A 17,203-nucleotide genomic window follows, 5' to 3' on the forward strand; every position below is an offset into this window, starting at 1 on the left:
GGGAGCTGAGCCTCTGTTAGTGCACCCCTATTCTATGGAACCTCGAACTCTCGTGATCGAAGGATGGCTAATTAGTACTTTTATGAAAAATTTGTAGAAAGGAGGGCTCATCGATTATCCTATCGATTCAACAGCTCAAATGATTAGCTAAAATGCAGAAGCACACAACGTCTATTGAGCCTTTATTTACTATACTATTACTTTCCGTCCGCTTGGTCGGTGAGCGCTATGTCCATTCTGTTCATCACTTATTTTACCAGCAGGTACTGCTCTTTCTTTTCCCCAAGTACGTATTGCTTCAATTTGCTCAGGGCTTGTTTGAGATAACGGAACAACATTTGAAAAAAAGTTTATAAAAGTTTCATCTGTAATTGAATTGTCCCCCTTCACAAATGCTTGCTTCACTACGTCCCGAACAGCTGCTTCTAAGTCTGCACCTGCAAAGCCATCTGAAATTCTCACCAAATGCTGTAATAAATCGTCTGATATTGTTCTCTTCAACCCTTTTTCAATATAAATCTTTATGATCTCTTCCCGTTCACTCGCAGTTGGCAGATCCACAAAAAACAATTCATCAAAACGTCCACGGCGCAGCAGTTCAGGAGGCAGCTTAGACACATCATTAGCAGTCGCAACAACAAAGACTCTAGCAAGGCTTTCCTGTAACCAATATAGGAATTGGCCTACTAAACGAATAGATGTGCCTCCATCTCCTCCGTTTGCTGCGCCAGCAAGCCCCTTCTCAATTTCATCAATCCATAATACGCATGGCGCCACATGATCGGCTGTAGATAATGCTTCTTTTAAACGATTCTCACTTTGGCCCAAGTACTGCCCATGTATGGTGGATAAATCCAAACGATAAAGTGGAAGGTTCCATAAGGAGGCAATTGCCTTAGCGGACAAAGACTTCCCGCACCCTGGAACACCTACTAACAAAATACCTCTGGGAGGACGAATGCCGCGTTCTCGTAAGTCGGCTGTTAATAGTTGGCGGTTAGCTTCAAGCCATAATTTAAGACCGTCCAACCCCCCAATTTGATAGTCATCTCTTACAATAACTCGTTCAATGCCAGAAATATCGGCGAATATTTTATCTTTGGCATGCATTAATTCCTTTAGATCCTCGTTCCTAATACTGCCGTTAGCTAATAATGTTGCGATTACATTTTCTGCCTCGATTTGGCTTATGCCCGCAAGTATCGCTGCCGCTTGCCTCTCCTCGGCATCATTCCATTCAATTAACATTTCGCTTCGATAAGGGTTAATTTGATCCCTAATAATAATCAACATTTCATCTTCATTAGGCGGAGATAGGGCAATCGACATGCCGAGACGCTGTAATGGTCCCCAGACTGGATTATTTGTAATAATAACGATAGAACCACCGGTTTCCGTGGCAAGCATTACGGCATCTTGTAATTGTCTTGCCATTCGAGTATCATCCTCAAGCTCCTGTACTTCAGTAAAAACAAATGTTTGATTTTGCAGTTGGCCGATTTTTTGCGTCACATAATCTAAACCGCCTATGACCGAACGGTCCTCATTGAGAAGCCGATTCGTTGTGATATCCCTCATTCCCTGAGATAGTGTATGGTAGCCAATATTTAAATTTAATTTTGTTGATAATTGAGCAATAAAGTTAAGTGCTCGAGATCGTTCCGCGGTACGGATAGAAATAAAGGGAATTCTAGCTTTCAAATACTGCTCCATAGTTCTCATACATGTTTGCAAATCACTCATTTAAATAGCACCCTTCTTCTAGGCTTAAATTGACTAGAATTAGTCTCCTTCTGTTCAATTGACTCACGAGCCGCTGCTGCTGGAGCTTGTGTCTGTTGCGGTATCAGACTGTTATGTCTAATCGTATAGGCAAGTTGACCAGTTCGATCATACTTTGCGCTTTCCAATAAAGCTTCCTGAGAATCTCCGACATATTTACTGACAACATTCGTCAAAGCTTCCTTTACCTCATTTGGAAATATAGCAAACCGGCACAACCGATAGATTAAATTGAATCGGTATCGGGCATTTATAATAGCCGAAATAATTGCTGCTTCTTCACCGCGTGAATGATCTAATTCCTGCTGAAACTGACGAGTTGTATTCTTTAATTTGAATTCAATAACTTCAAGAGTTAAATCAACAATTTTATCAGCCACACCTGATGTCCATTCCAAACTTCCTTTTTCAAGGACACCGATAATCTTCTCATCTTCCTGACCAAGATCTTTCAATTGATGTAACAAATGCATCCAATCGGAATAATAGTTTGGAGGATTCATAGTACCTTTGAGCTCCGTCTACGAACTAATATAGCTGGCGGATTTAAATCCCATGCAGGGAAGCTTTCTGCTAATGATTGATTTATCGTTTGCCTTTGTAGCTCTTCAATTTTGAGATCCAGCTTAAGTTGCTTTTGGTCGGCTGGCTCAGTAGAGGAATTCTGGTTAACTGGCTTGGTCCGATTTAATAACATCAAAATTTCACTCCTTTTAATTTGAAGAAATAACGGCTCGTGCAGAATCATAGGTAGAATATGTATATTGCTCGGGTGTAACCTGATCAAGGAGCTCTCTTATATTGCTAGCTTTCGTGTCTTCGTTCGCATACTCTCGGCGATAATCAACAATATCACTTAGGGTTGCTACTAAAATTTGTTTGTGGTTTGCGAAAAGCTCCTCATAATTCTGTTCAATTACTTTTACGTTCCTTTTTACATTCATCAAACCATTTAGGAAAATAATGAAGCAGATTGCTGAAACAATAAATAAAAACAATGTGCTTAAGCCTAAAATAAAGAACCCAACACCTGCAACAAGTGCTATCCAATTTTTGATACCAAGTTTGTTTCTTCTCAAGGCATCCTCTTTTTTCAATTGAATATGCTGTTGTAAATCAGTAATCAGCTCCTCCTCGTTACTCCCGTCCCTTGATATTCCTTGCCAGTCATCTAGTTCAATCTCAATATCAATTGGGACTGAATTGCGGTTTTCGGCAGTTAGATCATCATGGGCATGGTTAATCCACTCCTTGGATAATGCTATGGCCAGCTTTTGGGTAGCGACTGAAGCGTTGGATTCTGTAGGATACATGGCGAAGTTTGTGAGTAACTGGGTAAAGTCAAGTCTCTCCTCAATGACCTTCTCGTTTGCAAACAAATTCTGAGCCGATATTTTATCCCCATCTTCTTTTATGATCAATTCATTTAGGCGTTCTTCACGTCTTAACGGCAATTCTTCTTCGTCGAATTCACGAACTAAAATGTCAAGCAGTTCGTCTACTGCAAAAGCCAAGTTTTTGGAAGGAATAATCTCTTGCGTAAGTATAAAATTGAAATATTGAAAAATAACATCATGCAACTTTGCTCCCTCAAACGAATGTCGGAGTTCTGGCCAAGTTGGGCTATACTTCTGTAAATGAGGAAATTTTGCAGAATCCAGCTTTTCTGTGCGTGACAAGAGCGCTTTCTTCCACTGATCTCGCTGCGTTTCTATAAATCCTGCTTTTTGCGATAGCTCGTCCAACCAGCTTTTAATTAATAAACCGCATCTTGCTCTAGCCTCCGGACCAAAAATTCCGTTAGAAAAACCATCAATCAAAACAACGATTTCTCTCTTTAGCTCATTTGGATCTTGCTGACCAAAATATCGTTCCAGCCAAGCACGACTTGATTGATAGCGACCTCCTCGACGTGTTACCAATGCAAAAAACAAGGATGTCTTTTCGTCATCTCTTCGCAGAGCTTCAATAACTGCCTTCTCAGCCAGTTCTTTTTTATCACTGAGCCAAGCGGATAGTGCAATTAAACAAGGCGCCAACCAATACCGCGGAGCAGCCAGCAGCTGCTCTTCCGATGCATTCTCGATCGTATCCTTACGTACCAAACTGGTGTCGACGGCTTGCAATATTCCAATCGCTCTACGACGAACATCCTCATAGTGGCCGTATTTATTTTCGATCTCTTGTCGAACCTTAACTAATCTCATCTCTGCTAACTGGACATTTTTGATTAAAGCGTCCTGACGGACATACTCACGAAACTCTTCTGCAAGCAGTTCTAGATCGCTCTTAGTATCTTCTAGTTGTTGTTCTACTGTAGCAACCTGATGAGACACTACATTAATGTTGTCGTTAATTGCGCTTAACGAATTTTCTATCCGACTTAGGTTAGCCGTTGAGATCGTTTGATTTGACATCGTTTATCTACTCCTTAATTATAGATACTTCTCCGGACCCGGATACCGCACACATCATATTCATATAAACCTCGATGTATTCATAGCCAGGATGCATAGCCAATCTTCTGGCTTTTTCCATACCGTTGGGTAGAACTTCACCTCGTTTATAATGATTGATAATCTGTAGTCCAGCATCTAGCGAATGGACCTCATAAGGATTTCCCAAGTAACACTTACTCACAATACCTAATGGAAGTTGATCTGGCGCTAACTCAGGGAATTCACTGGCTATTTGATCAATAAGCTCTTGAACCTTCTCCTTAGTGGCAACCACACCGCTAACATCAAGTTTGGATATCGCTTCGACAAAGGCGCTCGAGCGTTTTGAGCGCAGTCTTTTTTCTAATGCCATTCCTTCCAAGCGAACTACAGCTTGCTGCCTGGGGGCGACATCCAGACTGGTCTCAACCCGTGTATTAAGTCCTAATATCGGTCTCCGCATAGTACCTCCAAGAACTAGATTTTGGTTTATTTTAGTATATCATGGAACATGATGTAGGGATATGATGAACTTGGTACTTCAGAATGTAGAATTTAGTAGACTCTTCAACACTTTTACTGAAACAAATTGTAGAATTATACAATTAATTAAAACCAATCCTTACTGGGTTCATAAGCTTTCTATTCTATCCCCTGGTCAGAACAAAGTATAAGAAAAATCCACAATCTCGGAAGATTGTGGATTATATGAATGAACTAACAATGAATTAAAACCTTTTTTTAAATGACCTCAATCATTAACTAAAAACACGGGTATTTCAGACTGACTTTTCTTTCCCTACCTCAATATCCCCGCGAAAATTCCGGGCTTTGCTTGAGATGGACGATATCATGGCCGCTTGGATTTTGGAAGGCACGAAGCCCGAATGTCGGCGCGACTGCGAAAATATGGTCAAAGATATCCGCTTGAATCGCCTCATATACTGCCCAGTTGGTATCATTGCTGAAAGCATAAATCTCTAATGGCAGCCCGTTATCTCCCGGCGCTAACTGTCTGACGATCAGCGTCATCTCCTGATGAATTTTCGGATGATGCCTCAGATATTGTTGGATATATGCCCGGAATACGCCGATATTCGTAAGTTGTCTGCCATTCACTTTGCTTTCCGTATTAATCTGGTGTTCGAGGTTGTACGCGTTAATTTCGCTTATTTTTGTCGTGATATAGTCGGTTAGGTAGTGAATTTTCTGAAATTCCTCAATCATTTCCTTGCTACAAAAGCAGATGCTCGTCGTATCAACATAGAAGCTGCGCTTGATCCTTCTGCCGCCGGATACTTGCATGCCTCTCCAATTCTTGAAGGAGTCGGAGATGAGTGCATAGCTTGGAATCATGGTGATCGTCTTATCGAAATTCATCACCTTCACCGTGTTTAGGGTAATGTCGATGACGTCGCCGTTGGCATCGTATTTGGGCATTTCAATCCAGTCGCCGACACGCACCATATCATTTGACGATAACTGAACGCCTGCCACCAGGCCTAAGATGGAGTCCTTGAAGATTAGCATCAGCACAGCCGATAAGGCACCCAGCCCGCTGAGAATAATCAGGGGATTCTGACCGATGAGGTTCGAGATGACCACAATGCCGCCGACGATGTAAAGAACGATCTTCGCTACCTGAATGTATCCCTTAATCGGCCGGATCTTGGAAACCTCGAACGAACGATAAATGGCATCAAACGCATTCAGCAGCGCATTAAATACCATGATCGTTACGATAATCATATAGGTCATGGCTGCCTTTTCAATCAAAGTTTGATAGGACGGAAAAATCGACGCCGAATAATAGATGATGATTGCCGGCACCAGGTGCGAGAGCTTATGAAACACTTTTTTCTCCACAATGATATTGTCCCACGTATATCGATTGTTATTGACGATGTGAATGATGATCTTCAGCACAATCTTTTTGGTTATATAATTGGCCAGTATGGAGACCAGCGCGATGAAAAGGACCATGATCATGTTGGAAAGATAGATCACCGTTTGCTCGCTCATGCCATATCCGTCTAGTTGATTTCTGATAAAATCCATTGTTGCCTCCTAAAGCCTTGTTTACTATATGAGTATGAAATTGATGCACTGCCTAGTACGTAAAATATTCGTGCTGTCTACACCTCATTTCGTTCAGCTTATATAGCCTACTATTATAAAGTAGATGGAGACCCGAGGTAAAGGAAAGACAGATTCAATGGTTATATGTACCATATCTTTTTAGCTATTGCCTTCTTAAGGCATAAATGGAAAAAGACCTCCCCAAAATTCTAGCTATCCGGCGCGCCGGCGCTTTTAACATATACATTGTATCCCTCCACATTACCTACGGGCGACCTTTCTATATACGCCGTTTCATCTAGCCCCCACCGCCAATGATCGAAAGATCGGCTGCATGGACCGTTGCCTTATTCACCCACCCTCCCGCTATGAGAGATAGTGCCAGGGAAAGGCTGTACTACCTAGAGTGAATATGATTCTACGGCTCTGATTGCTGGCTCTGATAATCGATTACAGTGCTTCTTAATGGATACTATCAATATATTCTGTAGAGTCTAGCGCATTTTTGTTGTTGACAGTATGACCTTGAATATTATAATCTGCTATAGTGAATTGATAATAATTATCAATCTCAATTAAAATAGCTGAATCCGAGAGGAGTACTACTCCGATGTTTACATCGAAAACCCAAATGCTGCTGCTCATACTGCTTTTAATCTCTATTACGCTTGCAGCCTGCTCCGGCAATAACAACAATAACGCCGCCGGCAATGCTGCCGCAAAGGAAAATTCAGAAACTATAACGCCTGAGAATAAAACGATCACGGTATCGTGGCCACGGGACATCGGACCGATGAATCCTCATGTTTATAATCCGTCCCAGCTAATCGCGCAATCGATGATCTATGAGCCGTTGGTCAACTATAACGAAGGCGGCGAGGTTGTGCCATTCTTGGCCGAATCGTGGACAATTTCGGAGGACGGCAAAACCTATTCGTTTAAAATTCGCCAAAATGTTAAATACTCGGACGGCACTCCGTTCAACGCAGCAAGTGCCAAGAAAAATTTCGATGCCATTATGATACACAAGGATAATCACAGCTGGCTCGGCTTCATCAGCTTGCTGGACAAAACGGAGGCGGTAAACGAATATACGTTCAACATCGTTTTGAAACAAGCCTATTATCCGACTTTACAGGAGCTGTCGGTTATTCGTCCGGTGCGTTTCCTCCGTGATGCCGGCTTCCCGGATGACGGCGATACCTCTAAAGGCGTGAAGCAGCCTGTTGGAACCGGCCCGTGGATGCTGACGGATTACAAAACGGATGAGTATGCGGAGTTCACGCGCAATCCTCATTATTGGGGTGAGCAGCCTAAAATCGATAAAGTCGTATTTAAAATCATACCGGACGGCGATACCCGCGTTCTTGCCTTCGAAAAAGGCGAATTGGACCTGATCTACGGAGAAGGCTCCATCAGCATGGACGCATTTATGCAATTGCAAGCTAACGATGATTATTCCACGCAAATTTCCAGCCCAGTTGCAACAAGGCAGCTGGTTATGAATACGACGAACACGGCGCTGTCGGATAAAAAAGTGCGTTTGGCTCTGCAGCACGGCTTCAATAAAGATGCAATGGTGCAAGGCGTCACTTCTGGATTGGAAGAGACCGCGGACAGCTTGCTATCCTCCAACTTCCCATATGCGCAGAAGAACCCTGCCCCGCTTGGCTACGATCTCGAGCAAGCGAAGGCTTATTTGGACGAAGCCGGCTGGACGCTGCCTGAGGGCAAGGCGGTACGGGAAAAAGACGGCAAGCAGCTGGAGGTGGAATTGATTTACGAGAAGTCGGATCAAGTGATCAAGCCAATGGCCGAAACGCTGCAAGCGGAATGGGCGGCTATCGGCGTGAAATTGAACATTACGGGCATTGAGCTGACGGAGCAAATAAAACGGTTCCGCGCGGGGCAATTCGATCTGTATTTCTTCAGCAATTACGGCGCACCGTACGATCCGAGCTCGTTCATCCATATCGTAGCGGAGAAGAGCTTCGGCATTGCGGAGGCGCTCACTAACCTGCCGATAAAGGAACAACTTGACCAGCAGGTGCAGGAAGCACTTGCTACGACGGATGAGAATAAACGCAAAGAATTGTATGACGCCATTCAGACGACGCTTCACGAAGAAGGTGCGCTTGTGCCCATCTCCTACATCAGGAAGACTGTCGCATACACCGATAAAATCGGCAGTTTCGAATTTCCTGGAAGCCGGGACGATAACCCATTCTCCAGCATTAGCTTAAATCCGTAATACAGGGAGGCGCATCATGGGCAGCTTTATCGGAAAACGGCTTTTGGCCGTCATCCCTATTTTCCTGTTTGCCACGTTTCTGACGTTTTTGCTGATTCATCTATCCCCCGTCGATCCAGCCGAAGTCTATTTGACAGCGGCACATATTCATCCGACAGAGGAGCTTCTCGAACAGAAAAGACAGGAATTCGGCTTGGATCAGCCGCTGCTTGTTCAATACACTCAATCCTTAATGAAGATGTGCCGACTCGATTTCGGCACATCTTATGTTTCGAACGAGCCGGTTTGGAACGAAATTGGCCTTCGGATGCCGGCGACGCTTCAGCTCGCCTTCAGCAGTATTGTACTGGCTGTCATCATCAGCATTCCCATCGGTTTTTTGGCCGCCATATACAAAAATAGCGTGTTTGATCATCTTAGCCGCGTGCTTGCCTATTTCGGCGCATCGATTCCTCAATTTTGGCTCGGCTATTTGTTGATCTTTTTCTTTTCGGTCAAGTTGGACCTGCTGCCGGTGCAGGGCAGAGGTTCATTCGCGCATCTTGTCCTGCCGTCCTTTACACTCGCGCTAGGGCTCATCGCCATTTATTCCCGCTTGCTGCGCACCGGCGTCCTGGAACAATTGCAAGAGCCATACGTCCTGTATGCGCGAACCAGAGGGATCAAAGAGAAGGTGATTCTGGGCAAGCACGTGTTGAAAATTGCTATACCACCGATGCTGACCGGCCTTGGCATGAATTTAGGAAAACTTCTCGCCGGGACGATCATTGTCGAGGAGGTTTTCTCCTGGCCAGGCTTCGGCCGTTATTTTATTGAAGCGATTTTTAATCGGGACATACCCGTTATCCAAGCTTACGTGCTCATTTCCGCTTGCCTGTTTATCGTATGCAACTTGATTGTCGATCTTGTGCAAATGGTTTTGGATCCTCGAATCTCATGGAAAGGACGGACCGACCAATGATAGCTAGTATGCGTACCGGCCTTAGGAGCCAAAAGACCGCAGCGGTATGCTCGGTCATTCTGGCCGTCCTTTTTCTACTTTCCATTATGGCTCCGTGGATCGCCCCGCATGATCCGGTTCAGGTCAACTTGGCGATCAAGCTGCAGTCCCCTTCATGGGATTATCCGCTCGGCACCGATCAGCTCGGACGATGTAATCTATCCCGCCTGCTGTACGGATCGCGCATCTCCCTCGGCTTCGCATCCTTAATCTTTATATCCTCGCTCCTGATTGGTTTGCTGATTGGGACGTTTGCCGGATATAAAGGCGGAATCATCGATCAAGTGCTGATGCGTTTTTGCGAAGGAGTCATGGCATTTCCGACGCTTGTGCTCGTGCTGGGACTTGTCGGTATATTCGGCCCCGGATTGCCGCAGGTGATCTTGGCGATGATTATGGTGCAGTGGGTCTATTACGCCCGGATGTTTCGAGGCATGGTGCTCAGTTTACGGGAGCGAAATTTCATTACGGCGGCAAAAATAAGCGGCTCTTCACAGTGGACGATCATTCGGCGTCATGTCGTTCCGAATGTGCTTCCGCCAATCGTCGTTATGGGGACGCTAGAGATCGGATGGGCGATCATGGACATCGCCGCCATGTCGTTTCTTGGGTTGGGCGTCCAGCCGCCTTCGCCGGAGTGGGGCTCCATGATTCATGAGGGCAAATCCTATATTCGAAGCAATCCCGAGCTTATGCTGTATCCGGGCATCATGATCTTAATCATCGTCGTGACCTTCAATATTTTAGGAGAAGCGTTATCGGAGCGCTTCGGCGTAAAACGACGTTTCTGAAAGGGTGAAGCCATATGACGGCACAATCTAATGCTGTATTGCAGATAAGCGGCCTGCGCGTAACGGCAAAGACGGCTCAAGGCGAGACGCCGCTCGTCCATGCCATCGATTTGGAGCTCCGGCCCGGCCGCGTGCTTGGCTTAATTGGGGAAAGCGGATGCGGCAAAACGATGACCAGCATGTCCGTGCTGCAGCTGCTGGACCGGAAAACGACAAAAATCGAAGGCAGCATCCGGCTGAATGGGCGCGAGCTGAACGGAATTCGTTCAGAGTCGATGCGTGCCATTCGCGGCAAAGAAATTTCGCTTATCCTGCAAAATCCGATGAATGCTTTCAATCCTGTTCTGACTATTGGCAGCCAATGCATCGAAACGATCCGTACGCATACTTCCCTATCGAAAAAACAAGCCTATGAGCTGGCCGTATCTTCGCTGCATGACGTGAACTTGCCGGACCCGACGACCATTATGAAGCAGTACCCTTTTCAATTGAGCGGCGGTATGCTGCAGCGCATCATGATTGCGACGGCCGTCTGCCTCCGTCCCTCCGTCATCATTGCCGACGAACCGACCACCGCGTTAGATGCGGACAATCAGCTGCGCGTATTGCGGCAGCTAGACCGTATTCGTTCGGAGTATGGCACGTCCATTTTGCTCATTACTCACGATTTGGGAGTCATTGCGGAAATAGCCGACGAAGTCGCCGTCATGCATCAAGGGCGTATTGTCGAGCAAGCGGATGTCTTTCGGCTATTCGATCATCCGCAGCACGAATATACGCAAAAGTTGTTGAACGCAAGGCCATCGTTCTCCATAGACCAACAATCCAATGAGATTATACTGGCATGATCGTTCACAAATTGACAAATTGTATAAGATCGGGGGCCCTGTGATGAGTTTGCTGAGAGTAAGCCATGTGACTCATGGATACGCCGCAAGTAGTCTGTTTAGAAAAGCTAAGCGTTCAATCGTGCTTTCCGACATCTCCCTATCAATCGAGCCCGGCCAATGCCTGGGCCTTCTTGGAGCGAGCGGAGCGGGTAAAAGCACGCTCGGCAAAGTCATCCTTGGCTTGGAAAGACCGCAGAAGGGACAAATTTTATTTCAAGGCGTCGACCTGTATGCTTCAAATGCATACGACCGCAAAAAGCTTCGCCGCGATCTGCAGGTTGTTTTTCAAGACTGCTATTCATCGGTTAATCCGAAAATGAATGCGGAGCAAATTATCGGAGAACCGCTGATGAACTATGAGAAATTATCAGCGCAAGCGCAAACACGAAGGGTAGAAGAGCTGCTGGAAATCGTCGGGCTTCATCCGGATGATCGAAAAAAATACCCTCATCAGTTTAGCGGCGGACAGCTGCAGCGAATCAATATTGCAAGAGCGATTGCATTGAAGCCGAAAATGATCGTATTAGACGAAGCTGTCAGCAGCCTCGATATGGTAACGCAATCTGCTATCCTCAAGTTATTACTTGATTTAAAGGCGAATTTTGGCCTATCGTATTTATTTATATCGCATGATATTAAGGCTGCTTATCACATTTCCGATGCATTGGCCGTCATGGATCACGGCGAACTGGTCGTGCATTCCGAGAATAAAGAGCAGTTTATTGGGCTGCAGCACCTAAGCGTACAAAAACTCGTTCAATCGATGCTTCCGGAACACCCCCGCTTCCGCTCAGGTGTATAAGCATATAAGTAAGGGTTGGGGATTCCTGGTTGAATGGATTACAACTAAAAAACGCAAAAAAAGAGAGCTTTTAAAGCTCTCTATAGGCTGGCTGCATCATCCCTTGAGCGGGCTGATCCTCCGGGTACTCATCATATGGCGGCTGAAAAGGCTCATGGATTTGGGTTTCCATGGACACGGACGGCCGCTGATAGGGTTCATCCACGTACATGATTCTGCGCTGAATTTGCATGAGCCCATTCACGATGCGCAGCGCGACCCAGAACAGGACAAGACCAACGCCTACGTACAGCAGGTATTGCTGATTATAAGTCCAATCGATATGGAAATAACTGAACAAGCTTTTCTCCAAAATATCAAGCTGGATTTCATTCATCAGTATGATATGCACGACCGGAAGAGCAATCAATCCGAGTCCCAGTGAAATCACCGTCACCATAATAACAAAGAATACGATACCAGTAACAAACCTTAGGAATACGAGCAGCAGGTTTCGAATAAATAGTGCTCCGTCAAAACCGCTCACCATTCGTTTCAACCAGTTCTGCCCAGCTTCAGTCTGTTGATGGTAGGAATACGAAACGGATGGAGCAGGAAGGCCCAAAATTTGCCTAATCATGCCTTGTTCAAAAAGCACAATCCCATTTAACAGCTTCGCTACGCCAAAGAACAGCGGGATTCCGATAAATATGGGAGTTAGACCGATGGATAATACCAGTCCTGTTACCGCTACTGTAAAATAAATAATCCCTAACGGGAGGGATAGCAATAAATAGAGGATCGTTGCGTAGGTTTTTGGATTAAAAAGCACCCATTTCACCTTACCTGTCCGCTCCGAGTTCGTTGCTTCTATTGCTTTCAAATTCAAACACCCCTTTCGACATCATATAGTCACGTATCAGCAAGTTATAAATTCATTATAACCGCCTTTTTCACCCGACATAACCGTCTTAAGGGGTATCTGGACCTAGACCTAAGACTAGGGATCGGTCGATTTGCAGACGTTAACCTTCCGGAAATTCACGCAAATCGTTTGGTATAAAAAGAGAAGTTCATAACGAATCACCTTTCTGAAGGTAGCTGACCCACTCATGGCGTGTTGAAAATTCCAATTATGAATTGAAAACTCAGGTAATCGGGGCTCTTGATGGTGACAAGGATTGTGAAATCACCGGTTCTCGCTTTATTTTAGTGCTTCGTTTGATTAGGACTTGTATTGGCCAAAATAGGCAGCATTCTCTCACTCTTCTCCATAAAGGAATTGCATTGGCCACAGATCGGTTGAATCAAAAAAACAAAGTTATCCCGCATCCATCCGTTGCACTTTTTATTGGCGCATGACCATATCGTTGTCATTTCCTCTGGAAGATCAACCATTAGTCTTCTCCGTGAATAGTACAAGCAGCATCCCTCTTTCTCTTCTGGAATAATGAGCGAAAAAAAAGGCCCCAACACGATGTGCGGGACCTTCTAACTACAAGTTATAGTTTAACAACATTCTCGGCTTGTGGGCCTCGATTGCCTTGTACTACATTAAATTCAACTCTTTGACCTTCTTCCAAAGATTTGAAGCCGTCGCTAACAATTGCACTGAAGTGCACAAATACGTCGTTTCCGCCTTCAACCTCGATAAAACCAAAGCCTTTGTCTGCATTAAACCACTTTACTGTTCCATTTTCCATGGTCAATTACCTCCATATTTTCATTTTTACATGATCTTCGAATTCAAAAAAAAATCACATATTGTACAAGGCTACATAATCAAAATCTAACCCTCTACAATATGTGATCTCAGGTCCAAATTCCAATAATCTAACTATAACACAACTGGAGTTGATTTACAAGTTTTCTTTACTTTTGCATCAATTTAATTACCCCACACCTTATCTGTCTCCCGGACATATAAGCACGAATTTAAGCTCACACTTCAGGGGCGAATCCCGAAAACTGGTATGACAAATCCGGCTCGCTCAATGAGGTCGCTAATAAAATGATCGAGGCCACCCGGAGGAAAAGGAATGAAGTCATCGTAGGCGGTCAGAGCAACATGAATAGCCCGCCCTCGAAACCCTTCACCATTTCGCAATAAACCAGTTCTGCCCAGCTTCAGGCTGTTGATGGTAGGAATACGGAACGGATGGAGCAGGTAACTCCAAAATTTGTCTAATCATACTTTGTTCAAGAGCTCGGAGCTCTCCCTAATCCAACCATCCCTTGCTACGTGCGATGTCTATTGCTTCGATCCGTGTATTCGCCCCGAGCTTCGCAATCGCTTCCGACATATAGTTCCGTACCGTTCCGTAGGATAGAAACACAGAAAAAAGGGGCAAAAAAGAAGGACCTCTAAAGGCCCTTCTTATGCATAATGTACATTTAATACTCTTTGATTGAGGTGTCATGTTTTGTGAATTTTTGGCCACGATTCCTGCAAAGACTTCGGTCGGTCGAAACAACAATTCTAGACCTTTACTCAAGTGTCCCCTTTTTTCATGGGGCGATGTCTGTAATTCGCGATAAAGATACGCCAGCACAGCTTTATAAGATTCGGAACAGCGCGTGCGTTTTCTTTGAGATAGGACCATGCCGGACGGTTTCCACGTTTCGTATTGCATTCGCTGCATGAAGCGATCAGGTTGTGGGGGAGATCCGAGCCGCCTTTGCTTGAGGGGATAATATGGTCTACTGTCGTGGCGTGCCCCCCGCACCACAAACAAGTGTAATGATCTCGTTTCAGTGCAGCTTTTCGATAGCCCGGGAATAAGAAAGGATTATAAAGCAATTGGATCGTCTGCTCATCAATCCAGACAGCCCGCGATCGCTCAACTTCCCGCCAAGCCCGATGGAGCAAACACGGGGTTAGCTGTTGACCATCCATATTGAGCACCGTTATCAATCGATCCTCTCCATCATGACTATGATTCATCGATTTCACTCCATCTGTAAGACATGCTCTAGCCTATAGTATTAATATAAAACATAAACACCATCCTCATGCGGATGGTGTTTTTCAAGATGGAGGCGAGGGGAGTCGAACCCCTGTCCGAAGATAACGACAACACAAGTTTCTACGGGTGTAGTTACAGTTTTAATGTCACCTGAAAGCATTGCCCGTAAATATACAAGACCAGCACGAGGCGGCCCAGAACCACAATACCAGTTTCGCCGTCCCTTACAAATGCCAAAATACAAAAAGCGACCTTGTTAGGTCGCAGGAAGGGTTAATTTTCCCTTAACACCTTGATTTATTCCACCAGTTCACCATTAATGAACGTCATCGATTTGTCTTTGAATTCTAAAATAAAAGTGTTTTGGTAATCCGATTCATTACGGATCTCCATCCCTAAGCTATACTCATTACCAACATCATCAAAAGGGTTATGAATCACGCCTTTAGGGGTGTATCTTGTTTCACTACCGATTACATTGTCATCACCATCGTAAATAAATTCATTCTTCCCCGAGACCAGCAAGTCTTTGCCATTCTTCAAAGTTAAATGAACCTCCAGACGACCGTTGCTCTTCTTATAAACGATATCAACATCATTAGACGACACTCGAGTCCCAATAGCGAATAGCCAAATAATAGCTGCAGCCAGTAAGAGCACCACAGAGATGGATAAAATGATCTTCCGTTTGTTCATTTTTTTCACTTTTTTTAAGTAATTGAGTTTGTCTATCTCATCTTTATCAATTACGGGCATACCGAGACCTGTTTCCTCGGTCATTTCTCGATGAAACTGACGGCATGCCTCACAGGACTCCAGGTGCCTATCGATTTCTTCATTACTATACGAAGAAGTTAGCTTTTCAATATAGGAAGGTAACAGATCCCGAATTATATCGCACTTCATGACGATCTTCCTTTCAACAATTTTTGTTTTCCGCGGTAAAAGGTAACTCTTGCCCACGTTTCATCTCTGCCGAGAATCTCTCCAATCTCCCGAAAGCTAAATTCTCCGGTCAAACGCAGGTACAACACTTCTTTAGTATTTGGATCAAGCAAATGTAGCCTTTTGAATAAGTCCATTTTGTCCTGAGCTAAAATAAACTGTGATTCTGTCGAATTTGAATCCGTAAGAGAAGGATCTAGTAATGTATCAGAGGGCCTCCTCTGCTGCTTGTCCAGCTCCTGGTACCAAACATGCTTAGCAATCTGACAAAGCCACACGTATACTTTACAGCTTCCATCGTATCTATGTATCGACTTTATCGCTCTATAAAAAGTTTCTTGGGTGATCTCTTCTGCCAACAAATGATTCTGACACAAGCTGAATACGAACTTATATACTTGGGTTGAAAATTCCCTGTATAATTCCTCGGTGTCCTGCATCTGTTCACCTCCTCAAGTTATATATCCATATATGATGATAAACGTTACAACTTATTTTGAAATAACCAAATTTTCATTGATTAATAAAGGTGCCGCTTCATTCCTGAAATTTATTTACAATTCCTTGTATAACGCTTCTTATTTCAATCCTATATAAGTCACGGCCTGTATCTCCACATTCGTCAGGGTCAGCTTGCTCTTTGTTTTCTCTACAAACAGCAAAAATCCACAACCTAACTGGTTGTGGATTTCTATGTATGAAGGAGAGGGGGAGTCGAACCCCTGCCCGAAGATAACGACAGCACAAGCTTCTATGGGTGTGGTGACAGATTTGATGTCACCTGAGAGCATTGCGAAACAATGCTAACATCGTAAGCGACACTCGAACTCCCTGTCACCCAATTCCCTTCAGATCAGCCTGATTGTCTCCTTCAGCTTCATGGAGACAAGACAGCGTATTTCGCTAAAGTTGAGCCCTTATCCTGGTATACGGGCGAGCATACTGAGCGTGCTTTTTCCGGCCCCATTTGTTCCGGCAAAAACCGTCATAACTGGTTTTTGCTTATTCATGATATTCGAACTCATGTCGTTTTCCGGTTGCATCATAAATGATTTCGAACTTATTTCCGTTAGCATCCTCACGAACTCGTTTATTATTCTTGATATAGTAAATGGATGCCCCTGACTCCTTGGCTTGCTTGCGTGCATGTTGATTTGCTTTTTTCAGAATTTCTTGGAGCTGCTCTCGATTGGCAACCATCCTGAGTCCCTCCAGTTTTCTAATTACGCTTATTATATCATAAACAGAAGAGCCACCAACCAGATCACTGGCTGATGGCT

Annotated in this window: 17 protein-coding genes and 1 pseudogene; 5 read left to right on the forward strand and 13 right to left on the reverse strand. The window is 44.5% G+C overall.

Annotated features, from left to right (window positions below; translation table 11 throughout):
• Positions 1 to 189: 189 nt before the first annotated feature.
• The 5 genes from BBD41_RS12915 to BBD41_RS12940 all read right to left on the reverse strand — a co-directional run bounded on the left by BBD41_RS12915 (position 190) and on the right by BBD41_RS12940 (position 6,278).
• Complete coding sequence (locus BBD41_RS12915; RefSeq protein WP_099477834.1) at positions 190 to 1,743, reverse strand: AAA family ATPase; 1,554 nt, start codon at positions 1,741 to 1,743, stop codon at positions 190 to 192.
• Positions 1,740 to 2,285 (reverse strand): hypothetical protein, encoded by a 546-nt coding sequence (locus BBD41_RS12920; protein ID WP_099477835.1) that lies wholly within the window; start codon positions 2,283 to 2,285, stop codon positions 1,740 to 1,742. The genes BBD41_RS12915 and BBD41_RS12920 overlap by 4 nt, the downstream gene beginning before the upstream one ends.
• A 210-nt stretch (positions 2,286 to 2,495) precedes the next feature.
• Positions 2,496 to 4,199, reverse strand: a complete 1,704-nt coding sequence (locus BBD41_RS12930; RefSeq protein WP_099477837.1) for a hypothetical protein — start codon at positions 4,197 to 4,199, stop codon at positions 2,496 to 2,498.
• 7 nt (positions 4,200 to 4,206) lie between these two features.
• Positions 4,207 to 4,683 (reverse strand): hypothetical protein, encoded by a 477-nt coding sequence (locus BBD41_RS12935; RefSeq protein ID WP_099477838.1) that lies wholly within the window; start codon positions 4,681 to 4,683, stop codon positions 4,207 to 4,209.
• A 341-nt stretch (positions 4,684 to 5,024) separates the two neighbouring features.
• Positions 5,025 to 6,278, reverse strand: a complete 1,254-nt coding sequence (locus BBD41_RS12940) for a mechanosensitive ion channel family protein (RefSeq protein ID WP_099477839.1) — start codon at positions 6,276 to 6,278, stop codon at positions 5,025 to 5,027.
• A gap of 631 nt (positions 6,279 to 6,909) precedes the next feature.
• Between BBD41_RS12940 and nikA the strand changes: the two genes are divergently transcribed.
• From nikA to nikE, 5 genes are read left to right on the forward strand one after another with little or no spacing between them, the layout of a single operon-like run.
• Positions 6,910 to 8,550, forward strand: coding sequence for a nickel ABC transporter substrate-binding protein (gene nikA / locus BBD41_RS12945; protein ID WP_099477840.1), 1,641 nt, complete (start codon positions 6,910 to 6,912; stop codon positions 8,548 to 8,550).
• A gap of 16 nt (positions 8,551 to 8,566) precedes the next feature.
• On the forward strand, positions 8,567 to 9,511 hold the full coding sequence (gene nikB / locus BBD41_RS12950) for a nickel ABC transporter permease subunit NikB (protein ID WP_099477841.1): 945 nt from the start codon (positions 8,567 to 8,569) through the stop codon (positions 9,509 to 9,511).
• Complete coding sequence (gene nikC / locus BBD41_RS12955; RefSeq protein WP_077570404.1) at positions 9,508 to 10,341, forward strand: nickel ABC transporter permease subunit NikC; 834 nt, start codon at positions 9,508 to 9,510, stop codon at positions 10,339 to 10,341. The genes nikB and nikC overlap by 4 nt, the downstream gene beginning before the upstream one ends.
• A gap of 14 nt (positions 10,342 to 10,355) precedes the next feature.
• Entirely contained in the window at positions 10,356 to 11,189 is an 834-nt protein-coding gene (nikD, locus tag BBD41_RS12960; protein WP_099477842.1) for a nickel import ATP-binding protein NikD, read from the forward strand.
• Between the two features lie 43 nt (positions 11,190 to 11,232).
• Entirely contained in the window at positions 11,233 to 12,033 is an 801-nt protein-coding gene (nikE, locus tag BBD41_RS12965; RefSeq protein WP_077570408.1) for a nickel import ATP-binding protein NikE, read from the forward strand.
• Positions 12,034 to 12,103: 70 nt separating this feature from the next.
• Here the strand turns inward: nikE and BBD41_RS12970 are convergent, their stop codons facing one another.
• The 8 genes and pseudogenes from BBD41_RS12970 to BBD41_RS13005 form a co-directional block, all read right to left on the reverse strand.
• A complete protein-coding gene (locus tag BBD41_RS12970) occupies positions 12,104 to 12,895 on the reverse strand; it encodes a sensor domain-containing protein (RefSeq protein ID WP_077570410.1) in 792 nt (263 codons plus the stop codon).
• 326 nt (positions 12,896 to 13,221) lie between these two features.
• On the reverse strand, positions 13,222 to 13,488 hold the full coding sequence (locus BBD41_RS12975; RefSeq protein WP_317616230.1) for a cold-shock protein: 267 nt from the start codon (positions 13,486 to 13,488) through the stop codon (positions 13,222 to 13,224).
• Positions 13,489 to 13,514: 26 nt separating this feature from the next.
• Complete coding sequence (locus tag BBD41_RS12980; RefSeq protein WP_077570416.1) at positions 13,515 to 13,715, reverse strand: cold-shock protein; 201 nt, start codon at positions 13,713 to 13,715, stop codon at positions 13,515 to 13,517.
• 516 nt (positions 13,716 to 14,231) lie between these two features.
• A pseudogene (locus BBD41_RS30275) lies at positions 14,232 to 14,348 on the reverse strand (DNA-binding response regulator); the annotation flags it as partial.
• A 155-nt stretch (positions 14,349 to 14,503) separates the two neighbouring features.
• Positions 14,504 to 14,956 carry an HNH endonuclease gene (locus BBD41_RS12990; RefSeq protein WP_099477843.1) on the reverse strand — a complete coding sequence of 151 codons (453 nt, stop codon included), beginning with the start codon at positions 14,954 to 14,956 and terminating at the stop codon, positions 14,504 to 14,506.
• A 319-nt stretch (positions 14,957 to 15,275) separates the two neighbouring features.
• Positions 15,276 to 15,884: a zf-HC2 domain-containing protein gene (locus BBD41_RS12995; protein WP_099477844.1), complete on the reverse strand. Its 609-nt coding sequence runs from the start codon at positions 15,882 to 15,884 to the stop codon at positions 15,276 to 15,278.
• On the reverse strand, positions 15,881 to 16,363 hold the full coding sequence (locus tag BBD41_RS13000; protein WP_099477845.1) for an RNA polymerase sigma factor: 483 nt from the start codon (positions 16,361 to 16,363) through the stop codon (positions 15,881 to 15,883). The genes BBD41_RS12995 and BBD41_RS13000 overlap by 4 nt, the downstream gene beginning before the upstream one ends.
• 562 nt (positions 16,364 to 16,925) lie before the next feature.
• Positions 16,926 to 17,123, reverse strand: a complete 198-nt coding sequence (locus BBD41_RS13005; RefSeq protein WP_099477846.1) for a hypothetical protein — start codon at positions 17,121 to 17,123, stop codon at positions 16,926 to 16,928.
• Positions 17,124 to 17,203 lie beyond the last annotated feature (80 nt).

This window comes from Paenibacillus ihbetae, assembly GCF_002741055.1.
GTDB lineage: Bacteria > Bacillota > Bacilli > Paenibacillales > Paenibacillaceae > Paenibacillus_AQ > Paenibacillus_AQ ihbetae.

Coding starts and splice junctions, on each gene's coding strand:
- BBD41_RS12915 (WP_099477834.1), bottom strand. CDS start 1,743: ATGAGTGATTTGCAAACATGTATGAGAACTATGGAGCAGTATTTGAAA.
- BBD41_RS12920 (WP_099477835.1), bottom strand. CDS start 2,285: ATGAATCCTCCAAACTATTATTCCGATTGGATGCATTTGTTACATCAA.
- BBD41_RS12930 (WP_099477837.1), bottom strand. CDS start 4,199: ATGTCAAATCAAACGATCTCAACGGCTAACCTAAGTCGGATAGAAAAT.
- BBD41_RS12935 (WP_099477838.1), bottom strand. CDS start 4,683: ATGCGGAGACCGATATTAGGACTTAATACACGGGTTGAGACCAGTCTG.
- BBD41_RS12940 (WP_099477839.1), bottom strand. CDS start 6,278: ATGGATTTTATCAGAAATCAACTAGACGGATATGGCATGAGCGAGCAA.
- nikA (WP_099477840.1), top strand. CDS start 6,910: ATGTTTACATCGAAAACCCAAATGCTGCTGCTCATACTGCTTTTAATC.
- nikB (WP_099477841.1), top strand. CDS start 8,567: ATGGGCAGCTTTATCGGAAAACGGCTTTTGGCCGTCATCCCTATTTTC.
- nikC (WP_077570404.1), top strand. CDS start 9,508: ATGATAGCTAGTATGCGTACCGGCCTTAGGAGCCAAAAGACCGCAGCG.
- nikD (WP_099477842.1), top strand. CDS start 10,356: ATGACGGCACAATCTAATGCTGTATTGCAGATAAGCGGCCTGCGCGTA.
- nikE (WP_077570408.1), top strand. CDS start 11,233: ATGAGTTTGCTGAGAGTAAGCCATGTGACTCATGGATACGCCGCAAGT.
- BBD41_RS12980 (WP_077570416.1), bottom strand. CDS start 13,715: ATGGAAAATGGAACAGTAAAGTGGTTTAATGCAGACAAAGGCTTTGGT.
- BBD41_RS12990 (WP_099477843.1), bottom strand. CDS start 14,956: ATGAATCATAGTCATGATGGAGAGGATCGATTGATAACGGTGCTCAAT.
- BBD41_RS12995 (WP_099477844.1), bottom strand. CDS start 15,884: ATGAAGTGCGATATAATTCGGGATCTGTTACCTTCCTATATTGAAAAG.
- BBD41_RS13000 (WP_099477845.1), bottom strand. CDS start 16,363: ATGCAGGACACCGAGGAATTATACAGGGAATTTTCAACCCAAGTATAT.
- BBD41_RS13005 (WP_099477846.1), bottom strand. CDS start 17,123: ATGGTTGCCAATCGAGAGCAGCTCCAAGAAATTCTGAAAAAAGCAAAT.